At 42.9% G+C, this 25,975-nt stretch carries 15 protein-coding genes and 2 pseudogenes; 15 read left to right on the forward strand and 2 right to left on the reverse strand.

Features of this window, described 5'->3' with window-relative positions; all coding sequences use genetic code 11:
* Positions 1-8: 8 nt before the first annotated feature.
* Positions 9-1,040 carry a LacI family DNA-binding transcriptional regulator gene (locus tag J2X69_RS20825; protein ID WP_310107694.1) on the reverse strand — a complete coding sequence of 344 codons (1,032 nt, stop codon included), beginning with the start codon at positions 1,038-1,040 and terminating at the stop codon, positions 9-11.
* Positions 1,041-1,652: 612 nt separating this feature from the next.
* On the opposite strand from J2X69_RS20825, the gene J2X69_RS20830 reads away from it, so the two are divergent.
* The 13 genes from J2X69_RS20830 to J2X69_RS20890 all read left to right on the forward strand — a co-directional run bounded on the left by J2X69_RS20830 (position 1,653) and on the right by J2X69_RS20890 (position 24,874).
* Positions 1,653-4,742: a TonB-dependent receptor gene (locus J2X69_RS20830; protein ID WP_310107697.1), complete on the forward strand. Its 3,090-nt coding sequence runs from the start codon at positions 1,653-1,655 to the stop codon at positions 4,740-4,742.
* 11 nt (positions 4,743-4,753) lie between these two features.
* Positions 4,754-6,445, forward strand: a complete 1,692-nt coding sequence (locus tag J2X69_RS20835; protein WP_310107699.1) for a RagB/SusD family nutrient uptake outer membrane protein — start codon at positions 4,754-4,756, stop codon at positions 6,443-6,445.
* A gap of 145 nt (positions 6,446-6,590) precedes the next feature.
* Positions 6,591-9,047 (forward strand): glycoside hydrolase family 95 protein, encoded by a 2,457-nt coding sequence (locus J2X69_RS20840; RefSeq protein WP_310107701.1) that lies wholly within the window; start codon positions 6,591-6,593, stop codon positions 9,045-9,047.
* Between the two features lie 107 nt (positions 9,048-9,154).
* Positions 9,155-10,117 (forward strand): ThuA domain-containing protein, encoded by a 963-nt coding sequence (locus J2X69_RS20845; RefSeq protein WP_310107703.1) that lies wholly within the window; start codon positions 9,155-9,157, stop codon positions 10,115-10,117.
* A 13-nt stretch (positions 10,118-10,130) separates the two neighbouring features.
* On the forward strand, positions 10,131-12,047 hold the full coding sequence (locus tag J2X69_RS20850; protein ID WP_310107706.1) for an alpha/beta hydrolase-fold protein: 1,917 nt from the start codon (positions 10,131-10,133) through the stop codon (positions 12,045-12,047).
* Between the two features lie 99 nt (positions 12,048-12,146).
* Entirely contained in the window at positions 12,147-12,971 is an 825-nt protein-coding gene (locus J2X69_RS20855; RefSeq protein WP_310107708.1) for an SDR family oxidoreductase, read from the forward strand.
* A gap of 107 nt (positions 12,972-13,078) precedes the next feature.
* Positions 13,079-14,098, forward strand: a complete 1,020-nt coding sequence (locus J2X69_RS20860) for a zinc-binding alcohol dehydrogenase family protein (RefSeq protein ID WP_310107710.1) — start codon at positions 13,079-13,081, stop codon at positions 14,096-14,098.
* Between the two features lie 68 nt (positions 14,099-14,166).
* Positions 14,167-14,796 (forward strand): MSMEG_1061 family FMN-dependent PPOX-type flavoprotein, encoded by a 630-nt coding sequence (locus J2X69_RS20865; protein WP_310107712.1) that lies wholly within the window; start codon positions 14,167-14,169, stop codon positions 14,794-14,796.
* Positions 14,797-15,552: 756 nt separating this feature from the next.
* Positions 15,553-16,452 (forward strand): helix-turn-helix domain-containing protein, encoded by a 900-nt coding sequence (locus J2X69_RS20870; protein WP_310107714.1) that lies wholly within the window; start codon positions 15,553-15,555, stop codon positions 16,450-16,452.
* 399 nt (positions 16,453-16,851) lie between these two features.
* Positions 16,852-17,880, forward strand: coding sequence for an efflux RND transporter periplasmic adaptor subunit (locus J2X69_RS20875; protein WP_310107716.1), 1,029 nt, complete (start codon positions 16,852-16,854; stop codon positions 17,878-17,880).
* Positions 17,881-17,902: 22 nt separating this feature from the next.
* Positions 17,903-21,028 carry an efflux RND transporter permease subunit gene (locus J2X69_RS20880; RefSeq protein ID WP_310107717.1) on the forward strand — a complete coding sequence of 1,042 codons (3,126 nt, stop codon included), beginning with the start codon at positions 17,903-17,905 and terminating at the stop codon, positions 21,026-21,028.
* Between the two features lie 15 nt (positions 21,029-21,043).
* Positions 21,044-22,330 (forward strand): TolC family protein, encoded by a 1,287-nt coding sequence (locus tag J2X69_RS20885; protein WP_310107719.1) that lies wholly within the window; start codon positions 21,044-21,046, stop codon positions 22,328-22,330.
* A 231-nt stretch (positions 22,331-22,561) separates the two neighbouring features.
* Complete coding sequence (locus tag J2X69_RS20890) at positions 22,562-24,874, forward strand: hypothetical protein (protein ID WP_310107721.1); 2,313 nt, start codon at positions 22,562-22,564, stop codon at positions 24,872-24,874.
* 8 nt (positions 24,875-24,882) lie between these two features.
* Here the strand turns inward: J2X69_RS20890 and J2X69_RS24880 are convergent.
* Positions 24,883-25,029, reverse strand: a pseudogene (locus J2X69_RS24880) (hypothetical protein); the annotation flags it as partial.
* Between the two features lie 507 nt (positions 25,030-25,536).
* On the opposite strand from J2X69_RS24880, the pseudogene J2X69_RS24885 reads away from it, so the two are divergent.
* Positions 25,537-25,632 (forward strand): annotated as a pseudogene (locus J2X69_RS24885) (alcohol dehydrogenase catalytic domain-containing protein); the annotation flags it as partial.
* A 160-nt stretch (positions 25,633-25,792) separates the two neighbouring features.
* A complete protein-coding gene (locus J2X69_RS20900; RefSeq protein WP_310107725.1) occupies positions 25,793-25,951 on the forward strand; it encodes a hypothetical protein in 159 nt (52 codons plus the stop codon).
* The last annotated feature ends 24 nt before the right edge of the window (positions 25,952-25,975 follow it).

Here is a 25,975-nt window from a genome sequence, read left to right on the forward strand (position 1 = left end):
AGTAAGCCCTAGTTAGCATTGTTCTTTCTGTTGGAGGATTCTCTTACCATTAGCTTTGCTTTCATGACCACTTGTTTTACAGGCTTGGGTATCGTTGAGGTGATTTCATCCAAAAGTAATCCAACAGCCTCTCTTCCTATTTCAAAAGTCGGATGGGCAATGGCAGTAAGGTTAGGCTCCACCACGGTTGCGTGAAATTCATCTGTAAAACCAACAAGCCCTACATCCTGAGGAACCTTCAATCCCTTACTTTTTAATACTTTCATTGCAGAAAATATTACGGTATCGTTTACTCCAAAAATTGCATCAGGGATTTCGGGCTGTGACATCAATTGCTCTGCAACTATTGCTGACTGGGCTATACTCAAATCACAGTGCACCAGAAATTCAGGTTTAAAAGTTAAGCCACATTCTTTCAAGCCTTTTTTATATCCAAGTATTCGTTCCCTGCTTATATTGATGTTTTCGGGTCCCGCAATATGTGCGATCGCACGATAGCCATTTTCAAATAAATGAACTGTGAGATCTCTGGCGGCTTCAATATTGTCAATAACAACCGAGGAAAATTCAGTTGTTCTGCATACTCTATCAAAGAACACCAATGGAACTTCCGAACTTTGGATTAGGTCAAAATCAGAATAATCACTGGTGTCCTGGGCCAGGCAAACGATCAATCCGTCTACTCTTAAATCCAGTAAATTTTGCAAACTTTCCCTGGATTTAATGTGGGATTCCTGAGAAGAAGATATAATTATATGATACCCCTGTTCTTTTGCCCCGCTTTCTATGCCACTGATAATAGAAGAAAAAAAATGGGTGACAATATCAGGGACTATTACCCCAATGGTTTTTGTCCGGTGCTTGAGTAATCCAACGGCGAATGGGTTTGGTCTGTAATTCCAGGCCTTAGCCAAGTCTTTTACTTTTGTGATAAGCTCCGGGCTAATATCATAATGATCCTTCAATGCTCTTGAAACTGTAGAGATTGAAACTCCCAGTTCGTTAGCCATGTCCTTCAAAGAAACTCTTTTTCTACTCATTATGAATTGATTAACTGATTACTTTGGGTCTGAAGTATGCTCTTTCAACTTTATAAGTCCCTGAATATAGGTTTTTAACTGGGATAAATCCAATTTCCATTACTTCTTAGCATTACAATGCACTGTGTAGTTCATGTGTCAATAGGATCTGTTCCGACCGCTCAAGAATTGTGTGAAGGCCTTCAATAAGCTATGATTTAGAAGGAGTGTTGTTGGGTTTACGTTATATAGGGGCAAATAACTTAATTTTTCTTGCTCGGGTGACGGGTACTTATCCGCTTGGGGTCGGAACGCTTTATATATGAATAACTTACGTCGGTTGAGTACGGTTGCGTTCCGCAAAGGTTTGCGCAAAGGCTTGTGTAATTATTTATCGGAATTTACTTGTACTGGGGTAAATATGTATTTAAAATTATATAAATAAAGAGCGAAAGTATTGTTTAGTTTCTAGGGCTATACCATATATGTGTTAGTATAGTGATGTATCGTTTGTCGATATGTTACTAGTAAATATCATTAGTTTTAATTAATGATATGGGATAAGTGTGCTTTTTATTTAAAGATTCACTGATTCCTTAGTGAGTAGAATTGTATAACAATAACCCAAAACCTATGAAAGAAAATCTTACCATTACATGGTATAGGTATGTCAAAAGGCAGCTATATCATGTTAGAAGTTTTATGCTGGTATTCCTGATTTTTCAGGGAGCACTACATAGTTATGCACAGTCCCGGATCACGGGTAGTGTGAAAGAAGAAGGAGGAGATATTTTACCGGGAGTCAATGTAGTTGAAAAAGGTACTTCCAATGGTGTCATCTCTAATATAGATGGTACCTATTCCATCACTGTGGGAGAATCCGCCGTATTGATTTTTAGCTTTATCGGATACAGCTCATACGAAGTAGCTGTAGGTAATCAAACAGTGATCAATGTGGAATTAGCTCCTGATATGACCCAATTAGGAGAGGTAATAGTGGTAGGTTACGGCGAACAAAGAAAGGAAACATTGACTGGTTCAGTTGCCAATATCCAAGGTGACGAACTGGTAAGGAGCCCGAACGCCAACGTGTCCAATTCACTTGCCGGCAGGCTGCCGGGACTTACGGTAAACCAAAGGTCAGGTGAGCCTGGTAGAGATGATCCTAACATATTGATCCGGGGCAACGGTACTTTTGGAAACAATAGCCCTCTGATCATTATTGACGGGGTACCAAGGAGTCAATTAGGCCGGCTAAATCCTGAAGATATCGAAAGTATTTCCGTTCTCAAGGATGCTTCCGCAGCCATTTATGGAGCTAGAGCTGCAAACGGTGTGATTCTGGTGACTACCAAAGCAGGTAAAAAGGGAAAACCTGTGTTTAACTTCACAATGAATCAGTCATTTCTGCAGCCAACGAAAATTTTGGACATGCTTGATGCAGCAGAATTTGCGCAGGTCTATAACGAGGGGGCTTGGTACAGAGCCGGCAGACCCGAAGCAGATTGGACTCCGCCCTTCAGCCAAGATGCTATCCAAAAATATGCAGACGGATCAGATCCGGTAAGATATCCCAACACCAATTGGGTAGATGAAGCGGTTAAACCCTTCTCAACCCAACAAAGGATCAACTTATCAGCCAGGGGCGGATCAGATGATGTCAACTATTTTCTCTCTTTTGGGGCAATGACCCAAAATGGAAACCTGATAAATGATCCTACCAAATACACCCAATATAATATGCGGGTCAACGTCAATGTTAATCTGACGGATAACCTTACTGTAGGGGCAAATTTGTCCGCAATGTTGAATGACCAGAATTTTGGGTCAGTGGCAACCGATGAGGAAAGTTGGGTGAACTTCAAAAATATTTACCAAGCAAACCCAACTTTGGTAGCTCAGTATCCAAACGGTTTATATGGTCCCGGAAGATTGGGTGAGAATCCGCTTCTGATGGATCAGCGTGGCTATTTTACCAGAGAGAGTACGCCAATGTTCTCTTCCTTCACTGCTTCCTACAAGGTTCCATTTGTGGAGGGACTTAAGGTTGAAGCGAGTTTCAATTACGATATAAACAATCAAGTCCAAAGAAGATGGAGAACGCCCTATACTTTTCATGAATTTAATACCGTGACAGGAGAGTATGACGAACGTCAGGGTACGGGAGTTACTGCACCTGAGTTGTCCCAGACCAACACCAAGTGGACCACCAAACTTTATAACGTCCGGCTGAATTATTCAAAAACCATTGGCAAGCACTACTTAGCCGCCTTGCTGGGAACTGAACAACAGGAGAACAATGAGAATTGGGTGTATGCCTTCCGAAGAAATTTTGTCAGCTCAGCGATCGATCAAATAGATGCAGGCAGTAGTGATACCAATGACATGAACACGGGGGGATCCACACGGATCGGTGGATATAACAACTATTTTGGACGTCTTAATTACGATTATGACGGAAAGTACCTGTTGGAGTTTTTGTTTCGCTACGATGGATCCCAGAAGTTTCCCAAAGAAAGCCGGTATGGCTTTTTCCCGGGAGTCTCTGCCGGATGGAGAATATCCGAAGAGTCGTTTATGAACAACCTGAGTTTTGTCAATCAATTGAAAATCAGAGGGTCTTACGGGAAAATCGGAAATGACTTTGTCGCTGCCTATCAGCATCTTCAAGCCTTTACTTTTGGCAACAACTATTACTTTGGAGGTAATGTTTCCCCGGGAGTTAATCCGGGTGTATTGCCTAATCCAAACATTACCTGGGAAACCAGTGAAAAAGTTGACATAGGACTGGAAGGCGTGTTATGGCAAGGCGGATTGGGGTTTGAGTTTATCGTATTCAACGAGCAGCGTTCGGATATACTTGCCAGAAGAAATGTCTCTGTGAGCAATGTCTATGGTTATCCGGGTCTGCCTGATGAAAATATCGGCAGGGTAAGAAATAAAGGCTTTGAATTGATTCTTAACCACAAGAGATCCTTGGGAGAATTCAATTACGGAATTTCAGGAAACGTGGCCTTCGCGAGAAGTGAAATCCAATTTATGGACGAAGTTCCCAACGATATAGCGGACAAAAATCTTACAGGGCGTCCAGTGGGGGCAGGATTGTACTATCAGGCAGATGGTATTTTCAACACTCAGGAAGAGCTTGATAGCTATCCTCATATTTCCAACGCACAAGTGGGCGATGTGAAAATAGTTGATCGGAATAATGATGGAAAAATCGACGGAGACGATCAGTTCAGATTTGATTATACTGCGACTCCCGAATATGTGTTCGGTTTAAATTTTGATTTTTCGTACAAGAATTTTGATTTGAACCTGTTTTTCCAAGGTCAGACGAATGTCTATAATTACGATGGCAGTTATCCTGACTTAGGCAATTCCGCATTTGATAATGCTACGGTGGAACGCGCCACTGACCGATGGACAGTAGACAATCCCAATGGTACCAAGCCTAGGGCGGATGCAATCGAACCGGGAGCAAATACCATGTGGTTGTTTGACGCCACCTTTGTCCGATTGAAAAATGTGGAATTCGGGTATTCCCTTCCTACCAACTTTATCTCCAAAATCGGACTTACCGATGCCCGGTTTTATGTAAGTGGATTCAATGTGCTTACCTGGTCGAAGGAGATTAAGTGGGCAGACCCCGAAGCCAGTGGAGGATTTTTGTATTACCCACAGCTACGTACGATGAATGTTGGTCTGAATGTTAAATTTTAAGCTGAACTGAAATGAAAAAGTTATTATTATACCTACTCATTCTAGGTGCGCTTGCAGGATGTTCTGATGATATTCTTGATGTGCAGCCACAGGATAGAGTATCTGAAGATGCTGTCTGGGGGGATGAAAACCTCATCAGAGCCTATCACACCTCTCTCTACAACGGAGTCCTGCATGGATTTAGGATTCACATGCTTTCCAAAGCAACAGATGAAGCCTATTGTGCAATCAACTGGGATATTGGGATTATTCCTACGGGGACACTTAGGGCAGATAATGTGACCAGCGTTGCCGATACCCATTGGACCGGAGGAGGAGGATTGTATTATTGGAATACAGGCTACCAATACATCAGAAGAATTAACATATTTCTTGAAAAAATGGCTGATGAGAATATCGTTGTCTCTGAGAAAGAAAAATTGGTTGCAGAAGCAAAATTCTTGCGGGCGTACATCCACTTCTTACTCATGGAAAGATTTGGAGGAGTGCCTATTGTGACAGAAAGTTATGATTTAGGGGCAGATCAATCCTTCATCAGAAATACATTTGGGGAATGCGTGGATTTTATTGAGATGGAACTGAATACAGCTATACCTGATTTGCAAAAACGGTATGCCGCGTCCGACGCCAATTTTGGCAGAGCAACCAAGGATGCAGCTTACGCCTTGCTTTCCCGGGTTCTTTTGTATGCTGCTTCCCCTTTGTTCAATGAGACAGGTGATCTAAGTAAGTGGCAAAAAGCTGCAGACGCAGCAGGGGCGCTACTTGATGCGGGTTATGGATTACATCCGGATTACACTAGCCTATTTAATCAGCCTACGGGAACGGAAAACAATGAAATGATATTTGTAAGGCCATTTGCAGCAAGTCCCGGCAGCTTTCATTCGGCACCCATGGATAATCTTAACAGACGCTATGGAGCCTATGGCGGCTGGTGGGCAAGCAATGGCCCTTCACAAAACTTGGTTGATGATTATGATATGATCAACGGGGAACCGGCTTTTATTTACCCTAATGGGGAAAAGACTATCAATCCGAACTCCGGATACAACCCGCAGGCTCCTTACCTGAACAGAGACCCTCGTTTTGACGCTACGATCATTTATGACGGCTCTACCTATCATGGAGATAAGTTTGAAATGTGGGTGGCACCGGATGGGGAATCTTGGGGATTCGACTCCTACAGACAGAGCGGAGACAATCCAAGATCTAATTATGTCCTTAGAAAGTTTATGCCTGATGAAAGTATTCCGCTGAGCTGGCAGCAACCCTATACCAATCCTTGGATTATATTCCGAATGGGTGAGATCTATCTCAATTACGCCGAAGCGAAATTTGAATTGGGGGATGAAGCTACCTGTAGGGAATATCTTTCTAAGGTAAGAGCGCGGGTAAATATGCCTCCGATCCCAGATTCGGTCACAGGGGAGGAATTAAGAAGAAGATTATATAATGAGCGCAGGATTGAGCTGGCATTTGAAGAGCACCGCTATTGGGATGTAAGACGATGGAAAATAGCTGAAACAGTGGAGAATCAACCAATCATCGGAATGGATATTATAAAGAATCCTACAACAGGAGAAAAAACCTATACACGGATCCAATTGCTATCCAGACAATTTGAGGAAAAGATGTATTTCCTGCCTATTGAGCAGAATGAGATTTTGAGAAACGCAGGCATGGAACAAAATCCGGGATATTAAGTAGCCCAATTCCACTGATGACCGGAGAAGTTCGGTCATCAGTGCTATTTTAATAAATTTGACTACTTTACCTAGCCGGTTGCATGACTTTAGAAGTATATTTATTCAGTCTGTAGCTAATTTAATTTGATCACAAAGACAATTAATGAAGAAGTTTTTTACAATTCTATTTGTATCCCTGACGAGTATGGGGTACGCCCAAAATGATCAGCTTAAGCTGTGGTATAAGCAACCTGCCGGGGAAGTCTGGACGGATGCCTTACCCATAGGAAACGGGAGGCTTGGTGCGATGGTCTATGGAAATGTGGAGCAGGAGATTATCCGGCTAAATGAGCATACGGTATGGTCAGGAGGTCCAAACCGAAATGACAATCCTGATGCATTGGATGCCCTGCCGGAGATACGGAAACTCATATTTGAGGGTAAGCAGAAAGAAGCCGAGCTACTCGCTGCCAAAACCATCCAAAGCAAAAAATCCCACGGACAGAAGTTTCAGCCTGTCGGGGATCTGATCATTGACTTTTCAGGCCATGCTGAGTTTACGGATTACAGAAGGGAGCTTGATATTGAGCAGGCTATTTCCAGAGTAAGTTACGTAGTAGATGGAGTCACTTACACCAGAGAAGCAATTGCTTCTCTGGCTGATCAGGTTATTGCTGTCCGGCTGACGGCTAGCGAGCCGGGGAAAATTTCGTTCAGCTCCTCGTTGACCACTCCACAGCCCAATGCCACAATCGGTAGCAATGGAGACAAGAATCTGATACTGAGCGGAACTACTACTGACCATGAGGGAGTGTCCGGACAGGTTAAATTCACAGCATTGGCCCGGATCAAAACCAAGGGAGGAGCAATAGCTGCCAAGGATAATGCACTGGTGGTAAGTGGTGCCGATGAGGCAACTGTTTACATCTCTATTGCCACCAATTTCGTCAATTACAAAGACCTGAGTGGAGATGATGCTGCCCGTGCAGAAGCCTTTTTGGAAAAAGGAGCTGCCCGTTCATTTCCTGATCTGATGAAGGATCACTTGGCGGAATACCAAAACTATTTTAATCGGGTAAGCTTGGATTTGGGACACTCAGAAGCGGATCAACTTCCAACGGATGTTCGACTAAAGAATTTCAGAACAGGCAATGACCCTCAGCTGGTCACGCTTTACTATCAGTATGGACGATACTTATTGATATCCTCATCTCAGCCTGGCGGACAGCCTGCTAACCTGCAGGGAATATGGAATCATGAAATGTCTCCACCATGGGACAGCAAGTACACGATCAATATCAATGCGCAGATGAATTATTGGCCTGCGGAAAAAGCGAATTTGGCAGAGCTCCATGAGCCATTCCTGAACATGGTCAGGGAAATGGCTGAAGCAGGGGAGGAAACTGCCAAAGTCATGTATGGAGCCCGGGGTTGGATGGCTCACCATAATACGGATATATGGAGAATCACTGGACCTGTGGATGCGATATTCTGGGGAATCTGGAGTGGAGGAGGAGCATGGACCAGCCAGCATCTCTGGGAACATTTCCTCTACTCAGGAGATAGGGATTACCTAGAGTCAATTTATCCGATATTAAAAGGGGCGGCGACTTTTTATGTGGATTTTCTAGTCGAACATCCGGACAATAAATGGTTGGTGGTGAATCCAGGCACATCACCTGAAAATGCACCCCAAGCCCATGGGGGATCCTCTTTGGACGCAGGTACTACCATGGACAATCAATTGGTATTCGATGCGTTCAGCACGGTGATCCATGCGGCAAAATTACTGGATATAAAAGATGCATTTACGGATACACTACAAATGATGCGTGATCGCTTACCTCCAATGCATATCGGAAAACACGGCCAGATTCAGGAATGGTTGGAAGATATAGATGATCCGAATGATCACCATCGCCATATTTCTCACCTGTATGGCTTGTTTCCTTCCAATCAAATTTCTCCTTACAGAACTCCTGAATTGGCATTTGCATCAGAAAACACATTAATCCAACGCGGTGATGTATCCACGGGATGGAGTATGGGGTGGAAGGTCAATTGGTGGGCCCGGATGCTGGATGGAAATCATGCCTATAGGCTTATTCAGAACCAATTATCCCCCGTCGGAACAAATCAAGGCGGTGGCGGGTCTTACAATAACCTGTTTGACGCACATCCTCCGTTTCAGATTGACGGAAATTTTGGCTGTACTTCCGGCATTACTGAAATGCTGGTACAGAGTGTCAATGGGGAAATCCACTTGCTTCCGGCTTTGCCGGATGTTTGGGCATCGGGAAGTATTACAGGGATTCGTGCCAGGGGTGGTTTTGAGGTAGTAGAGCTTAAATGGGAAAATGGGAAAATTGAGAAATTGGTAATTAAATCGACTATTGGAGGAAACCTTAGACTGCGCTTGCCTAATGGTTTGAAAGCTGCGAATGGTGAGAGCCCTGAAACTGCAAGAGGTGAAAATCCAAATCCTTTCTATTTTATTCCGCAAACTCCGGATCCTAGAATATCCGAAGAAGCTGTGGTGAAAATTCCTGAGCTAAGAGATACGGTTATGTATGATCTTTCTACTTCAGCGGGAGATCTTATCACGCTACTGGGAAAGTAGGATGGAGGAATGGTCGATTTGGAAATCACAGATTCAAGCTCATAGGAAGCTATAGGTATCACGGCTAGGAATTAAAGGCTAGTCAAAACAGTAGGGACAGTTAGCATATGAATTACTTCAGTTTATTAGGTTTTAGGTTAATTATGGGGTTGCTGGTGTTGAGCATCTCGTTTTTTCCGTCCTTCAAATCAATCCTATTTGCGCAGCAAAAAACAGTTTCAAAGGCATTGATCGTTGATGGCTTTAGCAATCACGATTGGAAGCAAACGTCTGCGGTCATAAAATGGCTATTGGAAGGGAGTGGAAGATTTAACGTAGAAGTAACCACTGTTCCTTTGGACAGCGCCGGACGAAAGTTATGGAATCCTGATTTCGGAGCTTATGATGTGATAATCCAAAACTCCAACAATATTCATGATCCGGGGTTGGGCTGGCCGACACCTGCACAGAAGAAACTGGAGAAATATGTAAAAAATGGTGGAGGGCTGTATATCCTTCACTCTGCAAACAATGCATTTTCAGATTGGGAAGAGTATAACAAGATGATTGGTCTGGGATGGAGAGCTGCCGACATGGGCGTAGCTCTGGAAGTGGATTCTCTAATGAATTTGGTGAGACATGAACTCGGTGAAGGAAAAGGAACAAATCATGGTGATCGTTTCGATGCGCTCATTCAAGTAATGAATGCGCATCCGATTAATGAGGGGTACCCAAGCTCATGGAAAACGGCAAATACAGAAGTGTATAGCTTTCCAAGAGGAAATGCGGAAAATATCACGGTGTTGTCCTGCGCCTACGATAGTACGGATACCAAAAGAATTTGGCCGGTAGAATGGGTGGTCGCCTACGGCAAAGGTAAAGTATACAATTCAAGTATGGGACACCTTTGGCATGGAGAAACCTATCCAGAGGCATATCGCTGTGCCGGTTTCCAAACTACCGTGATCAGAGCGGCGGAATGGTTGGCTACAGGACAAGTGACCTACCCTATACCGACTGATTTTCCCAATGGAGAAAATATCAGCTTAAGACCAGTCGAAGATTTTACCACAATTGATGATTATGATTAACCTATAAACCTATATGAACTGCTCAAAAAACCTATTATTCCTATTATTTCTTATTACGGGGCATCTCTATGCCCAGCAGCTGGAGAAAGAAGCCCCGGTGGGCTTTGATCAACCCAGAGATGGAATTACCCATGGGAAAATCGATACCATCACATACACCTCAGTGACTGTGGGAAATGAACGTCAGACGCTGATCTATACTCCTCCCGGTTATTCGGAAAAAGAAAAGTATCCGGTGCTGTACTTGCTGCATGGTATAGGAGGAGATGAGAGAGAATGGTTGAATGGCGGTCATCCGGAGGTGATATTAGACAATTTGTATGCGGACGGGAAACTGGAGCCCATGATTGTGGTGATGCCAAACGGCCGGGCTATGAAAGATGACCGTGCAGGAGGAAATATCATGGAGCCGGAGAAGGTACAGGCCTTTGCGACCTTCGAACAGGATTTGCTCAATGATCTCATTCCTTTTATCGAAAAAGAATATCCCGTGCTTACTGATCGGGAATTTCGGGCGATAGCGGGACTATCTATGGGAGGAGGACAATCTCTGAATTTTGGCTTGGGCAATCTCGATAAATTTGCTTGGGTAGGCGGATTTTCTTCCGCACCGAATACCAGAGTCCCGGAGGAGTTGGTTCCTGATCCGGAAAAAGCAAAAGAACTGCTGAACCTGCTTTGGATCTCTTGTGGAGATGCGGATGGTTTGTTGGGATTTAGCTCCAGAACACATGAGTACCTGGTGAAAAATGATGTTCCGCATATTTATTATCTGGAAGCCGGGGGGCATGATTTCAAGGTTTGGAAAAACGGTTTATACATGTATTCCCAACTCCTGTTCAAACCGGTAGATCAATCCAAATTCAATCAATACAGTCCTCTGGGGACACCTGCTGCTACTAACGTAAGATCGGCAAAGTATCCTCAGATTTTCCCCGATCGCCGGACTGCATTTAGATTAAAAGCCCCGGAGGCAGAAAAGGTGCAACTGGATCTGGGCAAGAAATACGATATGGTGAAAAGTGAAGAAGGAGTCTGGGAGGTTACCACAGATCCTCTGGGAGAGGGTTTTCATTATTACTCTTTCATAATTGATGGAGTGGCGGTAGCGGATCCGTCAAGTGACACGTTTTACGGGATGGGTCGCATGGCCAGTGGGATTGAAGTGCCCTTCAAAGGAGACGGATACTATGAGCTCAAAGATGTCCCACATGGAGACGTGAGAAGGATTCGCTATTTTTCCAAAGTACTTAGAGCTTGGAGACAGGCTTTTATCTATACACCTCCCGGATACGATTCAAATACCTCGGAGGAATATCCCGCTCTGTATATTTATCATGGTGGTGGGGAGGATGAGACCGGATGGGCAAGACAAGGCAAAACAGATTTAATCTTAGATAATTTGATTGCTGAAGGAAAAGCCAAGCCCATGCTTGTGGTGATGCCTGACGGGAATATGCCGGCAAGTGCTTTTACAGAAAATGGCTTGAAACAATTTGAGGCTGAGTTAAAATTAAGCCTCATTCCGTACATTGAGGAAAATTATAGGGTAAAGTCCGGTGCGGAAAACCGTGCTTTGGCGGGTCTTTCTATGGGTGGGATTCAGACTTTATATGCAGGTGTGAACAACACTGACCTATTCGCTTATCTTGGAGTATTCAGTTCCGGATGGATAGCGTCAAGACTACCTGAAATTGCAGATGCACAATATGTCTTTATGAAAGAGAATGCGGATAAAATCAATTCAGAACTTGCCATGTTCTGGATTGCTATGGGAGGCAAAGAAGACATTGCTTATGAAAACTGCCAAACGATGATGCGCAAATTCGATGAGATGAATATCGACTATACCTATTCGGAATACCCCGGAGGACATACCTGGCCAGTATGGAGAAATAATTTATACAATTTTTCCCAACTATTGTTTTAGACTTTTTATAAGTTTAACTATTTGAAAAGCAACATGTTGATTTACGATAAACCCTCCTTAAGTTGAAACATGTTAAAAAAATAAGAACAGAATTATAGTATGGATTTACACTTATCTAATAAGATCGTGTTAGTAGTAGGCGGTGCCGGTAAAAGGGGCAGCATAGGCGAAATTATTGTACGGCATTTTGTCTCGGAGGGAGCGATACCTGTGATCATCGATAGGGATAGTCGGGGCTATGCGATTCAGGAGCATCTTCAAAATAGCGGAATTGATGCACTCTTTATTGAGGCGGATGTCACTGATCCTACAGCCTGCCACACCGCTGTGGAAGCCGTTATTTCGAAATATAACCGAATTGATATTCTCATCAATAATGTGGGGCTTAATGATGGAACAAGTCTGGAAAGTTCTTATCAGGAGTTTATGGATTCCATACGGCTTAATCTTGCGAGTTATTTTCTGATGACAAAATTAGCTCTGCCGAAATTGAAAGAGTCCAAAGGGAATATCATCAATATCGGATCTAAGGTGGCACTTACGGGGCAGGGAGGGACATCCGGCTATGCTGCTGCCAAGGGGGGAGTGCTGGCCCTTACCAGAGAGTGGGCAGTGGATTTGATAGGATTTGAAATACGGGTAAATGCTGTCGTTATTTCAGAAAGTGAAACACCTGCATACCAAGACTGGCTGGATACTTTTCCCGATCCGGAAGGAGTAAAGGAGCAAATCGTCTCGAAAATTCCTCTAGGCAAAAGAATGACAACCCCGGAGGAAATAGCCAACGCAGTTTTATTCCTTGCCTCGGACTGCTCATCCCATACCACGGGTCAATTTGTTTTTGTAGATGGTGGTTACGTCCATTTGGATAGAAAGCTAGTCCATGATCAGGTTAGGGTCATCAATGGAGTGGTTGGAAAGTAGCGGATTTCAGTAGTGCATTTTGAAGAAAAGCAACAGATCTGACCCTAAAGTCATTTTGTCCACAAGCATCATTTATACAATACAACTCAATTCACAAGCAGAAACAGATGAAATCACTGATATTAAATGAGCCCGGTAAGTGGGAGATAAAGGAAACAACGGTAGACTGGAATTTGCAGGAGGATGAAGTGCTACTGAAAGTTCATAGAATTGGCATTTGCGGAACTGATATGCATGCATTTCGGGGCAAACAACCATTTTTTTCCTATCCCAGAATATTGGGACATGAGCTCGGTCTGGAAGTTGTTGGAATCGGTAGACAGGTGTCCTCTGTGAAGGTAGGAGATAAATGCGCGCTGGAGCCCTACTTTAATTTCGAAGAAGATCAGGCCGTGAAATTGGGGAAGACAAACTGCGGAGAATTTATCTCAGTATTCGGAGTGCATCAGGATGGAGGCATGCGGGAATTCATCAAAGTGCCGGCCAGATATCTACATACATCAACCAAACTTACCTACGATCAATTGGCTCTAATTGAACCCTTGGGCATAGGATACCATGCGGTAAGCAGGGCATCTATCCAGCCGGAAGACAAGGTCTTGGTTATAGGAGCCGGCCCCATTGGTTTGGCTACCATGCAGTTTGCCACGATCAGGCAGGCTAAAGTAGTAGCTTTGGATATCAATGAAGATCGACTTCAGTTCTGTTTGCAGAATTTAGATCTTGTAGGCGCGGTAAATGCCACCTCCGATACGGTGAAGGAACAGCTGAGGGAGCTTTTTGAAGGGGATTTGCCCACAGTGGTAATGGATGCTACCGGGAGCGAGCACTCCATGAAAAATACATTGGACTATGTCGCTTTTGGCGGAAGAATTGTTTTTATCGGCCTTTACCAAGGCGATTTTACATTCTTTGACCCTTTGTTCCACAGAAAAGAAATTACACTTCTTGCCAGTAGAAATGCATTGGGAGCAGACTTCAGAGAAATTATTTCCTTAATGGAAGAAGGCAAAGTTGCTACCGATCACTGGATTTCGCATCGTGTACCTTTTGGGGATTTGCCGATGCGTTTCGAGTCACTTCTCCGGCCTGAATCAGGGGTGATCAAAGCGATGGTTGAATTATAAGCTTTTTGTACTAACTAGAGTGGTTACTTATTTGAAGAGAGCAATGAATTGCAATGACGGGTAAAATTATGGAATGGACATTTGAAAATAGGATTACAACCGAGGAGGAACTCCGTGAAATCATGGGATATCCCAGCGAGATAGTGACCCGGAAGACGATAGATTATATTGACGGACACTGTAAAGGGTTTATTGAAAAATCCCCTTTTATCACCATAGCGACAGCTGACTTGAATGGTAATTTTGATGTGTCTCCAAAAGGTGATCCGGCAGGGTTTGTAAAAATATTGAGCGATAAAATACTCGCTATCCCGGATAGACCCGGAAACCGTAAAGCGGATACACTAAGCAACCTTATTCAAAATCCAAACATAGGGTTGATTTTCTTGATTCCGGGAATTAAAGAAACCTTAAGAGTGAACGGAGAAGCCGAAATAGTAACCGATGATAGGGTTTTGGACCTATTGTCCTGTCAGGGCAAAAAACCATCATTTGCAATAATTGTGAAGGTAAAAGAGGTGTTTATGCACTGTGCCAAATGTATTATAAGGTCCAATCTGTGGATGAACATTGATGACACACAAGAACGTTCTGTTCCAACCCTAGCTACAGCCTTGGTGGATCACGGAAAACTTGATATCACTTACCAAGAATTGGATGACATGATAAAAGATGATGAGAAAACCAATCTGTATTGATGTTTGACAATGTAACATTTCTGCCGGTTCAAGTCTCCTGACTTGAACCCAATACATTGCAGTCTCTTGACTGCCGTTTCGAATTAATATTCCGTCAGCGTTCGTGTGGCCACGAACGGTTGGATTTCCGGTTGTAGCCGTCCGTGATGACACGGACGGTGGCACGAATTTGTGGCGACCCAAAATGCAGTGAGATATTACCTAACCAGCCATATTCTACCACCTGCACTAGAGGGATCGTATTTAGCGCGTTGGTTTAGTGTGAATGCAGGGAGGTGGTCGCAGCAGCGGGCCAGACGGCTGGCTTGCGCGTGGAAGCTTTGCTGCGACGAAGGTTTTTGCCTGGCCGTCCGAAGGCGGGTTACTTTTTGCCTTCAAAAAGTAAGAGAGAAAAAATATCAACACTATCGATACTGGTCAATAGAGCAATTGAAGCTGTATTTTCCATTGACCTACATGAATTAGTGCTACTCCTCGGAACAATTCTATAAAATCCCCCTAGCCCCCTTTGACAAGGATGATTTTCCATAGTAGTGTATGTGTAGAAGGGGGAGTTGCGCTCGTTTCCGGACAAAAGAGTGTATTATCACGCTGACGGGGTTTCGATAATTGTATTTCTCTTGACTGCCGTTTCGAATTAATATTCAGCCACCGTTCGTGTCGCCACGATTTTTTTTGAAAAAGCTGCATTGAAAGCTGATGAAATTCCGCACCGCATTTTTCTGTAATTATTTCCTATGTTTGAAAAGTTAAACAATGGGTAGAAATAAAAACGTAGAGCACCGACTTGAATTCAGTCAGCTTCAGACTCTGGAGCGAATCTACCATAGGGGTTTGTGGGTGGGACATAATGCTCCAATGCCGGAATTGGATCTTCTTTCCCGGCATTTTAGAAGCGATTTTTTTCAGATCCTCCTTTTTAGCAAGGGAAATGCGGAATTGAGTATTAATTTGATTGATCATAAAGTTAAATCCCATGATCTTTTAATTTGTTCTCCATATGATATAAAGAAAGTTAACAACGTAGACCAATGCTCGCATTCAATGGTCTTATTTACCAATGATTTTATAGTGGAATCGGGAAATGGCAAGTATGCCATGGAATTCCTTAAGACTTTTTCTACCGGTCTATCACCGTTGAGCAGTCTCGATAGTTCTCATTATATGAGTATAAATAGTAGAATATCAGAGCTTTATAGGCTGTATGTCGAGCAGGAGCATCATCAATATGGCAAAGAATTACTTTACTTATCCTTTGCATCACTGTTATTTGAAGTTTCAGCAATACGACAAAAATTTTCCACTACACCGAATAAACCTTTATCAAGGAAAGAACAGATCGTATTTAATTTTGTAAGTCTTGTTAAAGAGAATTTTAAGGATCATAGGTCTCTGAACTATTATGCTTCTAAACTAAATATATCCGCAAAGTACTTGACAGAGATCACTAAACAGATTTCCGGAAAACCGGCTTCGGAAATAATTGAAGGGATAGTTACTGAGGAAGCTATGTTACTTTTAGAAAATCCCTCTTTAAGCATCGGCGAAATCGCAAATATTCTCAATTTCAGTGATCAATCTTTCTTTGGGAAATTTTTTAAAAGAAACAGCGGCGTTTCACCAAAGCACTATAGAAATTCTGTAGTTCCGAAATAACGGCTTGGATTAAGTCCACTGATTCCCCTGTTTTTTAGATCAATGGTTAAAAGCTTAACGCTATTTTTTGCTTCATACATGTACATGTCCAAATCCACGGACAGAATTGATTTGTGGTAATAACCTTTAGCGAATTTTTACATTTTTCGGGGTTTCCGATAGGGACTGGAAGTTTCTCCAATGGAAAATTATGCTGTTGTGCGCGGGGTAAATGCATCAATTGCTAGCCAAGGGTATTTTCTAAAACAACCAAAAAAATACTGATTTATGTGTTAATAACTCAATAAAAACGGCAATTAGACCAATTTTACAGAATTATGAGCCTTTTTGAAGCCCTATGGGCGACCTAATTTTGCTGTAGAAATACAGTACAAAACACAGGAACTTAATTTTCTTTCTATGAGAACACTAAAAATCTCTTTAATGGCACTTATTATTATGACCTCTCTGCATAGTTGTAAGAATGCAGAATCAAAAGAACTGGAGCAGGAAGCCGTCAAGGTCTCATTTCAGACAATAGCGGAAACCGAGAGGGAGCTGAAGTTACGGTATTCGGCTACCATTGAAGCGGATAACACTGCTCAGATAGGCTTTGCTGTTTCCGGGATAGTAAGCAAGATAATGGTGGAAGAAGGACAGAACATATCACAGGGACAACTGCTGGCCTCATTGGATACCACCATTTACAACAACTCTTATTTAATTGCCAATTCAAGCCATGTCCAAACGCTTGACCTATTCGAAAGGCAATACGAACTTTTTAAAAAAGGAAGCCTTCCTGTGAGTGAGTTTAACAGCATTAAAGCAAGGCTGGAACAGGCTGCGGCCAACAAAAGAATAAGTACTAAGGAACTTGCTGACTGTAAACTGTTCTCACCGATGTCAGGGATCATCACCGAGAAAAAGATTGAAAGAGGAAGCACTGCCGGCCCGGGAATAGTCTCCTTTACCATTATCAAAACAGATCAGGTCTACGCTACGGTCTATGTTCCGGAAATAGAGGTGGGAGACTTACTTCAGGGTATGGATGTGTCTATTTATATACCTACGCTTAGTGAGACAAGACAGGGAAAAGTCACCATTATCAATCCTCAGGCAGATACTAACTCCAAAACCTATAAGGTGAAGGTGAAATTGGACAATAAGGATCAGCGACTGCTTCCGGGAATGCTCGCTGAAGTAAAGATCCATCCAAAAAGAACCGAAAGGGCCATTGTCGTCCCAGCCACTTCCGTTGTCCGGGATACGGATAATTTCACCTATGTATATGTAGTAAACGAGTCAAATAAAGCTATTCGAAAACGTATAGTTGTCGGGGAAATTACCGGTATGCAGGAGCTAATCATCGACGAAGGTTTGCATAATGGGGACAAGGTGATCACTTCAGGGCTTTCCCGGCTTAAGGATGGTACCACAGTAACCTATTAATCAGAGAAGAAGACTATCAGAAATGAAAACTCGAAAAATAAATTTTATAGAGGCGGCAATGAAGTATAAGGAGATTACTGTCGTAATCACCGCATTGCTGGTAATTTTCGGAATATACTCCCTGATGACCATGCCCCGGGCAGAAGATCCAAAAATTGATATGCCTGTAGCTATGGTATATGCTTTTTATCCCGGAGCAGACGAGGTACAAACCGAAAAACAGGTGACCGAAAAACTGGAGCAGTATCTTTTCTCCTTTGAAGAAGTTGACAAGAGGAAAACGCGTTCGCAGACCAAGGACGGGCAGGTCTTTGTAACAGTAGAACTTTATACGACGGTAAAAAACCGAAAAATGTTTTGGTCTACACTGCAGCATGGCATCAATTCGGTATTGAAGCCAAATTTGCCCTCCGGTGTGCAGGGGCCGATCATAAATAGCAACTTTAGTGATGTTTCTGCACAGATAATCGCCATCTCTTCTGCTACCCGTAACTATCAGGAGCTCGACAGGTATTTGGATAAAGTAGAGGATTATTTAAAAACGATTCCTGAAGTATCTAAAATAAACCGCTCCGGGGAGCAAATGGAGCAGATCTATGTAAGCATTGATGACCAAAAGATGCAGCAGTACGGTTTCGGTGTTTCCACAATTGCCAATGTGTTGCAGAGTCACAATGTGACGGGCTATTCGGGGGAAGTAACCCTAAAGGAAAATACAATTCCTGTTTTCACGAATAGTCAATATGCTTCGGAGAAGGAGATAGCAGAGCAGATCGTATACACTACTCCTGAAGGAGTAGCGGTAAGGCTGAAGGACGTGGCCAAAGTAGAACGCAGATATGAAGAGGAAACTTCCTATATCAGGTTGGGAAGCGAAAGAGCCATGCTATTATCTATAGCCATGCAACCGGGGAATAACATAGTGGCCTTTGGAGAAAATATTGATAGCAAATTAGCTGAACTTAAGAAAGATTTTCCTGACGATATAAAAATTGAGACCATTTTCAGTCAGCCTAAAGTCGTTGAGCAAAGTGTCAGTTACTTTATGCTCGAGTTTGGATTGGCGATATCGGGTGTCGTGATAGTTGTGATGCTATTACTTCCGTTTAGAATGGCGGCTGTTTCCTCTCTTGCGGCACCTATAGCGGTCATGGTCACCTTTGGTGTGATGAATATGATAGGTATCGAGCTTCATCAGGTGTCTCTTGCGGGGCTTATTATTGTGCTTGGGATGCTGGTGGATGATGCCGTCGTAGTGGTGGATAACTATATAGACAAGCTTGATGAGGGGATCAGCCCATGGCAGGCTGCGCACAAGTCTGCAAAGCAGCTGGCACTTTCCATATTCACAGCTACACTGGCCATCATATTTGCATTTTTGCCGCTTGCATTATTTATGGATGGAATTGCCAAGGATTTCATGGCTTCCCTGCCGGTGACTATAGCTGTGGCGCTGACTGCCTCACTGCTTATAGCGCTGTTCCTAACCCCATACATGTGTTATGTTTTTATCAAAAAGGGGTTGCATCACGGGAAAGATAGCAATAAGGCCCAGAAGAAATCCTTGCTTGACCATATGCAGGAGATCTTTGACAGAGCCGTAACCTACTGCTTCACCAAGCCAAAAGCCACTTTGGCCGGAGGTGTTTTGGCTATAGTCTTGGCTTTTGTAATAGCGGGGAATGTACAACAGGAATTTTTCCCCGTGAGTGAGAGAGATCAATTTAGTGTGGAACTTTGGCTTCCAAACGGCACCTCGCTGGCCGAGACAGAGAGAGCTACGATGCGGGTAGAGGAGATTTTAAGAGAGGACAGCAGGATTGTAGAGATTGCCAGCTTTATAGGAACCAGTTCGCCCCGGTTTCAGACATCATACTCCCCTGAAAACCCGCGACGGAATTTTGCACAGCTTTTAATAACAACAGAGAGCAACAAGGCTACTGATGAGCTGGTCAAAGAATACCGGCCTCAGTTTGAGGGATTTTTGAAGGATGGATATGTACGCTTTAAGCAGCTGAGTTTACAGGAGGGTGCTCCTATAGCGATACGTGTCATAGGCAATGATATGAAAGATCAGAAGCTTGTGGCAGACCAAATCATTGAAATATTGGAGAATGCCCAGGGTACAAACTGGGTGCGCAGCGATTATGAGCAGGATTACATGGGAGTAAGCTTAAAAATCAAAGAAAGTGCAGCTTCCAGACTGGGCGTCACCAATGAAGTTATTACGCAAACTCTGGGAGCCGGCTTAAAGGGCTATTCTGTTTCCAAAGTATGGGAAGGGGATAATCCCATTGATATCTATATAAGATTGGAAGACAGCAACAGAAATGACCTGAGTAATATAGAGAACCTACATGTCCCTAGCTCATACGGTGCTTCGATCCCCATCAAGGAAGTTGCGGAAGTGGTTCCCACTTGGCACACAGGAGTGATAGCGCGTAGAAATGGATTGCGTACACTGTCAGTGCTGTCGGAGGCTCAGTCCGGAATTAAAGCGGCAACAATTCTGAAGAATATTGCTCCGCAGATAAAGGCCATTGACTTGCCAGCCGGTATTTCTATCACATACGGTGGGGATGCGGAATCCAGTGCCGATAATATGCCTGGAATGGCCACAGCACTTGCTGTGAGTATCTTACTGATTTTCCTGACGCTGTTATTCCAGTTCAAAACCCTGGTAAAGGCACTCATCGTTCTTTCCACATTCCTGCTTAGCCTTTTAGGTGCATTTTTGGGGCTTTGGATTACAGGAAATCCAATAGGCATGACGGCATTTATGGGCATTATAGCCTTAATAGGAATTGTCGTGAGGAATGGGATCATCCTGGTCGATTTTACCGATGAGCTGATTAAGGATCATGGCTACAGTATACGGGATGCTGCGCTTACAGCTGCCAAAAGACGGATGAGACCCATATTCTTGACTTCTGCAGCAGGTGCCGTAGGGCTTATTCCGATGATCATCAGCAAGTCCCCCCTTTGGTCTCCGTTGGGCAGTGTGCTGGCCTTCGGTCTGATTGTATCTATGGTACTGACGCTATTTGTGATACCTGTGATGTACTACAAGTTCATTAAGCCTGAACCAATTATTGATAATGAGCTTCAGGAGGTTGACCAAGATGGTATGCTTACCACTATCCACTAATAAACAAGAAATAAAATGAGAATCATATATGGCATATTGGTATTGCTCGCATTTGCTAATGGCAATACCGCTATTGCGCAGGATAAGACATTCACCTTGGAAGAATGTCGCAACCTCGCTTTAGCCAATAATAAAAAAATAAAATCCGCAATACATAGTATTGATGCTGCCAATGAGGGCTTAGCTTCTACTAAAGCTTCTGCATTGCCTTCTGTGGAGGGATCAATTACGGGTGTGCATTTGGGAGATCCGTTAAGTACCTTGCTGCCTTCTGAAATGCTCAGCGGGGGACTCGATATCAAGCAAAACATTTATGCAGGGGGCAAGGTCAATTACGGGAAGCAAAGTGCCGCTAAGGCGGTGGAGCTGTATGAAAGCCAGAAAACAATGACAGAAGCTGAGGTTTTACTTTCCGTAGAAACAAGTTATTGGCAGCTTGTACAGGCTACAGAGAGAATCGCTGTGGCGAATAAATACAGGGATATGCTTAAGGAATTAAGACAGGAGTTCCAGAATTCTGTGGATGCCGGTCTCACCTATAAGAATGACTTGCTCCGTGCAGAAGTGAATCTTAATAATGCGGAACTGTCCATTATACAGGCCAGCGATGCACTCATACTTCATAAGCTGACACTCGCACAACTAATCGGTCAACCCGGAAATATCGAATATAGGGTATTGGAAGCACTGGATTATGAGTATATGCCAATCGTGGAATCGGGATCAATAGAAAGCCGCCCGGAATTGGCTATCCTGGAGAAAAGCCTTGAGATCGATGAACTGCAGGCCAAAATAGTGAAAGCAGATCAACTCCCGCAAATAGGGGCTTCTCTAAGCGGACTTACTGCATTTGGCGATGGTGCCAATTTCTCTACAGGAAAAAACCAGCTCTATACCTACTACGGAATGGTCAATGTTTCTATTCCAATATTCAATTGGGGCAAAAATAAAAGCAAGGTACGGGAACAGTATTATAAGATTGATGCGGCAAAAGCAGAGCTTGAAGACAATAGGGAGCTTTTCAACCTAGAGATGGTAAATGCCCAAATGAGATTGAATCAATCGTTTAAAAAAATCAAACTGTCAGAAATATCCTTAAAGCAATCCGATGAAAACCTCCGCTTGGCCAATGACAGGTTTAGCGTAGGTACAATCACGGGAAATGATATGCTTGAGGCTCAGGTGATCTGGGAACAGGCTGTTTTGTCCTTGGTGGATGCCAAATCGGAGTACATGATTAATCTGGCAAGCTACAAGAGAGCTACCGGCTCTTTGGCAAATACTGGCTACGATCAATACTGATAATTCTTGAAACAGTAGTCGGCCTTACTATCCACAACAGAGTAAGGCCGACTTTTACGGGGATTTCTCTAGAGACTATAGCTTATTCAGTGGGGTATAAGTCAGTGTTTTATCAATAAAGAAACTGTTGAAAAAAGAATGTTATTTTTTTCTTAAAGCATAAAAGATGATACTGTTCTTATCTCAGACAGTTTTCTAAGTATTAACTACAGCAAGCGAAAATTCAGAAGCATGAAGAAGATTTTTAACGAGAGTCCTTTTATTACTGAACTTTCCTTTCACAAAATCATAGAAATCTGGGAAGGCATAGCCATGGACACCACAAGCTACAAGAGTGGACATGCCAGAAAATTACTTAAGGGCTTCTATAAACTGTGTGAAACTGAAAGCCTAACAGCCCCGGACACCCTGATTTTTGAAAATCCAATTCTAGCGGACTTGCTGGAGGAGTTGTTTCCGAAGTCGCTCACATACCATGAACTAAAAGCCGTTTCTACTCCTTTTACCACATTCTTCTTTCATCGCAGTGAAGGTTTTGCCAGAATCCTCGATGCTGCGGGTATAGGATACGAACCTGTGATTAGCAATATATCTCCTGACAAATTTTATATTCTAAGCTGCTGTGTTATACTCAAAGAGGTCTACGCTATAGCAGTTGATATTGAGTTTCCGCTTATTATGAATATTCCTGACCAAGAAGGGATTATGCGTCATTACAAGGCCTCCTATAATTTGGATTTTTTGGAAATAAAAAATACGGTTTACAGCAAGTCATTGACGACGGCAGATGTCGAGAATTTGTTGAATAGCAGGGACAATATAGCGCTATGGAAAGAAATGTTTCCGACGGGCAGTTGGAGCATTCGAGGCTTTATGCCTGTAAATTTGACTGATGTCACTACCGAAACAGCTATTTCGACACTCAAGTCCATACTGGTCCGCCCTATCGACCGGGACCTGGATGTACAGCGACAAATGCTGCCCTTGTTTAGATCAATATTTAATATCGTTGACTTGAATGGAGGTTTTTATCTGTATGATAAAGAAAAAAGCTCTTTTAGGATGATTCATCAATTCGACTATCCGAAAGACGTTATTGATCAGGATTTAGAGAGTAATCCTTATTTTATTGAAGTATTGGAGGATGTAGCTGTATCCAAAAAAGCCTTTGTTATTTCCAATATGGGGAATTATGATACCGGAGCAGATGGAGAAATAGGTAGATATTTCGCAAATAGAGGCATTCTGAGCTGTATGTTTTCCCCTGCCATAAAGGATGATATGGTTATAGGTATAGCTTTCTTTTTCTCTTCAAGAAAATATGCTATAAATGCTATAACTGAAGAAAAGCTAATGTTGATCCTTCCAATTTTAACCGACAGTATAAACAGGGTTTTGATGGAAATGGAAAATGAAATTGAAGCAGTGATACAAAGAGAATATACTTCTATTCACAAGAGTGTTTACTGGAAGTTCAGGGAAGAAGTAAAAAAAAAGATAGACCCATTTAGTCCGCTTAAGGCGAATAGAGAGACGGTTGTTTTTGAAGATATCGTTTTTAAGGATGTGTACGCCCTTTATGGACAGACGGATATCAAGGGGTCTTCCGAAAGAAAAAATCAGGCAATAGTCAGCGACCTTAAGCGACAAATCGGGCAGATCATAGCTTTGCTGTTGATACTGGAGGATTCTAGCCCTGTTCCTTTTTTCGCCCAGATCAGATTTATGCTTGAAAGATATGAAGAAGCGCTGGGTAAATCATTTCAAAATGAATTGGAGCAACTAATCCAGCGGTATATTGAGAATGAAGTTCATCCTATTTTAAAAACTGTCAGTACAGATCATCACTGTTATGGACTGGTTCTGGACTATTTGAAATTGACTGATCCAAAAACAGGCTTGTTTTTTCAGGCAAGAAAGGAACTAGACGATAGTATTATGACTATTAACGGAGCGCTGACGGCATTGCTCGATGAAAAGAACCAAATTGCCCAGCAGGCCTTTCCGCATTATTACGAGCGCTTTAAGACAGACGGTGTGGAGCATAATCTCTACATAGGCGCATCGATTGAGCCAAACAGGAAATTCGAAAAATTTTATCTGGATAACTTACGGCTATTTCAGTTTGAAACCATGTGTGAAATGGAGCACTTCCATTATAAGCTCTGTGCGAGCCTGCCTTGCCAACTGGAAGTGGCCTCACTTATTCTCGTCTTTAATCCCCCCATTTCAATTCGGTTTAGGATGGATGAAAAACATTTTGATGTAGACGGATCTTACAATGCACGATATGAAATCGTAAAGAAAAGACTTGATAAAGCCTTGATTAAAGGAACAGATAAGCGTATTACGGAGCCATGTAAAATCACAATAGTGTACAGCCGGGAAAGCGATGGGATTGATTATATTAAATATGCCAAATACCTTCAGCATAAAGGTCTGCTGCTGGAGCAAATAGAGAAAATTGATGTCGAAGACCTGCAAGGGGTCTCCGGGCTGAAAGCTATCAGGGTAAAACTTGATTTGGATTACATGATAAGCTAGAATTGGTGCTATTTTGTTGATCCACTAGGGATTAGCTTTGTTTTCAGACTTTTGGTTTCAATAGAAAGGCTGGTGTTATTTACTTGATTCAATAGGAATTTGGCGGCCAAAACCCCCATTTCAAAAGGTTGTTGATTAACGCTGGAAAGCTGGGGAGTTAAGTAGGGCTTGCTGAAAAAGTCTCAGTTATGCCAGCTTCAAGGCGGCCGAGTGAAGATGTATGCTTATACCTCGAACAAGGCCAACGTAGAAGATGGTATGGCTGAGGCTAGCTTAAAACCGTATTATGAATTAGCATTTCTACGCCACGGCGCACAAGTTATTGCGACCAATAATTTCTTCAAAATCAGTCACTGCGTTGCAGTTTTCGACTTCACCATATCCGCCGCGGCGGACTCAGTCTTCAAACAGCCTGATTTTATTGCAATTAATGGTCTCTTAACGAAACCTAATTCAAAATCCGGGTTGAAAATCCAGATTTTGGGATTTTCTGATACATGTATAAAGACCTATTGTGGTCAATAAGCTTGCACCTGCTGAAAAACCGTTCGCATCAAAAACGGGTTAATCATTCAAAATGATAGCTTTTGATCTATTACAGACGTTTTTCAGCATGCTCTAAGTAGGTGGAAATAGGTTCGTCGGCATAGCCCATGATCGAAAGGTCTGAAGGAATATGTAGCACAGATTTACATGCATATGAAGGTACACAGCCCTACTTTTCTTATCCACGGATACTCGGGCATGAGATTGCCGGGGGTAGTGTACACTACTGCTATTCTATCCGCCAGAAAACCGGAATTCTTTTTATCTTCGGACGACATCATCGTCAGGGTGGAGAATTTCGGACAGGTTAAATCCAAAAACGTCAAGTTGGCCCTGGAGCTGATCAAAAACTGAGAAACCCTGCTTAGCAAAATGATTAAACTCCCTGACTTGCTGCCGTTCCAATCTTTCCGGAGTAAGTTTAAGATTCCTGCCAACGCTGCTGGAATTGCTACCGGCGGAGAATTGAGCTTTGTACTAACTATTTCCTCAACTGATGGAGAAGAAGTTTTAGCGGGTGATGGAAGTTAACTAGAATTATTTATTGAACTAAAA

This window comes from Algoriphagus sp. 4150 (assembly GCF_031457395.1).
Lineage (GTDB): Bacteria > Bacteroidota > Bacteroidia > Cytophagales > Cyclobacteriaceae > Algoriphagus.

Bases quoted from the DNA above. Each gene is read 5' to 3' on its own strand.
- J2X69_RS20825 (WP_310107694.1), bottom strand. From the start codon at position 1,040: ATGAGTAGAAAAAGAGTTTCTTTGAAGGACATGGCTAACGAACTGGGA.
- J2X69_RS20830 (WP_310107697.1), top strand. From the start codon at position 1,653: ATGAAAGAAAATCTTACCATTACATGGTATAGGTATGTCAAAAGGCAG.
- J2X69_RS20835 (WP_310107699.1), top strand. From the start codon at position 4,754: ATGAAAAAGTTATTATTATACCTACTCATTCTAGGTGCGCTTGCAGGA.
- J2X69_RS20840 (WP_310107701.1), top strand. From the start codon at position 6,591: ATGAAGAAGTTTTTTACAATTCTATTTGTATCCCTGACGAGTATGGGG.
- J2X69_RS20845 (WP_310107703.1), top strand. From the start codon at position 9,155: ATGAATTACTTCAGTTTATTAGGTTTTAGGTTAATTATGGGGTTGCTG.
- J2X69_RS20850 (WP_310107706.1), top strand. From the start codon at position 10,131: ATGAACTGCTCAAAAAACCTATTATTCCTATTATTTCTTATTACGGGG.
- J2X69_RS20855 (WP_310107708.1), top strand. From the start codon at position 12,147: ATGGATTTACACTTATCTAATAAGATCGTGTTAGTAGTAGGCGGTGCC.
- J2X69_RS20860 (WP_310107710.1), top strand. From the start codon at position 13,079: ATGAAATCACTGATATTAAATGAGCCCGGTAAGTGGGAGATAAAGGAA.
- J2X69_RS20865 (WP_310107712.1), top strand. From the start codon at position 14,167: ATGGAATGGACATTTGAAAATAGGATTACAACCGAGGAGGAACTCCGT.
- J2X69_RS20870 (WP_310107714.1), top strand. From the start codon at position 15,553: ATGGGTAGAAATAAAAACGTAGAGCACCGACTTGAATTCAGTCAGCTT.
- J2X69_RS20875 (WP_310107716.1), top strand. From the start codon at position 16,852: ATGAGAACACTAAAAATCTCTTTAATGGCACTTATTATTATGACCTCT.
- J2X69_RS20880 (WP_310107717.1), top strand. From the start codon at position 17,903: ATGAAAACTCGAAAAATAAATTTTATAGAGGCGGCAATGAAGTATAAG.
- J2X69_RS20885 (WP_310107719.1), top strand. From the start codon at position 21,044: ATGAGAATCATATATGGCATATTGGTATTGCTCGCATTTGCTAATGGC.
- J2X69_RS20890 (WP_310107721.1), top strand. From the start codon at position 22,562: ATGAAGAAGATTTTTAACGAGAGTCCTTTTATTACTGAACTTTCCTTT.
- J2X69_RS20900 (WP_310107725.1), top strand. From the start codon at position 25,793: ATGATTAAACTCCCTGACTTGCTGCCGTTCCAATCTTTCCGGAGTAAG.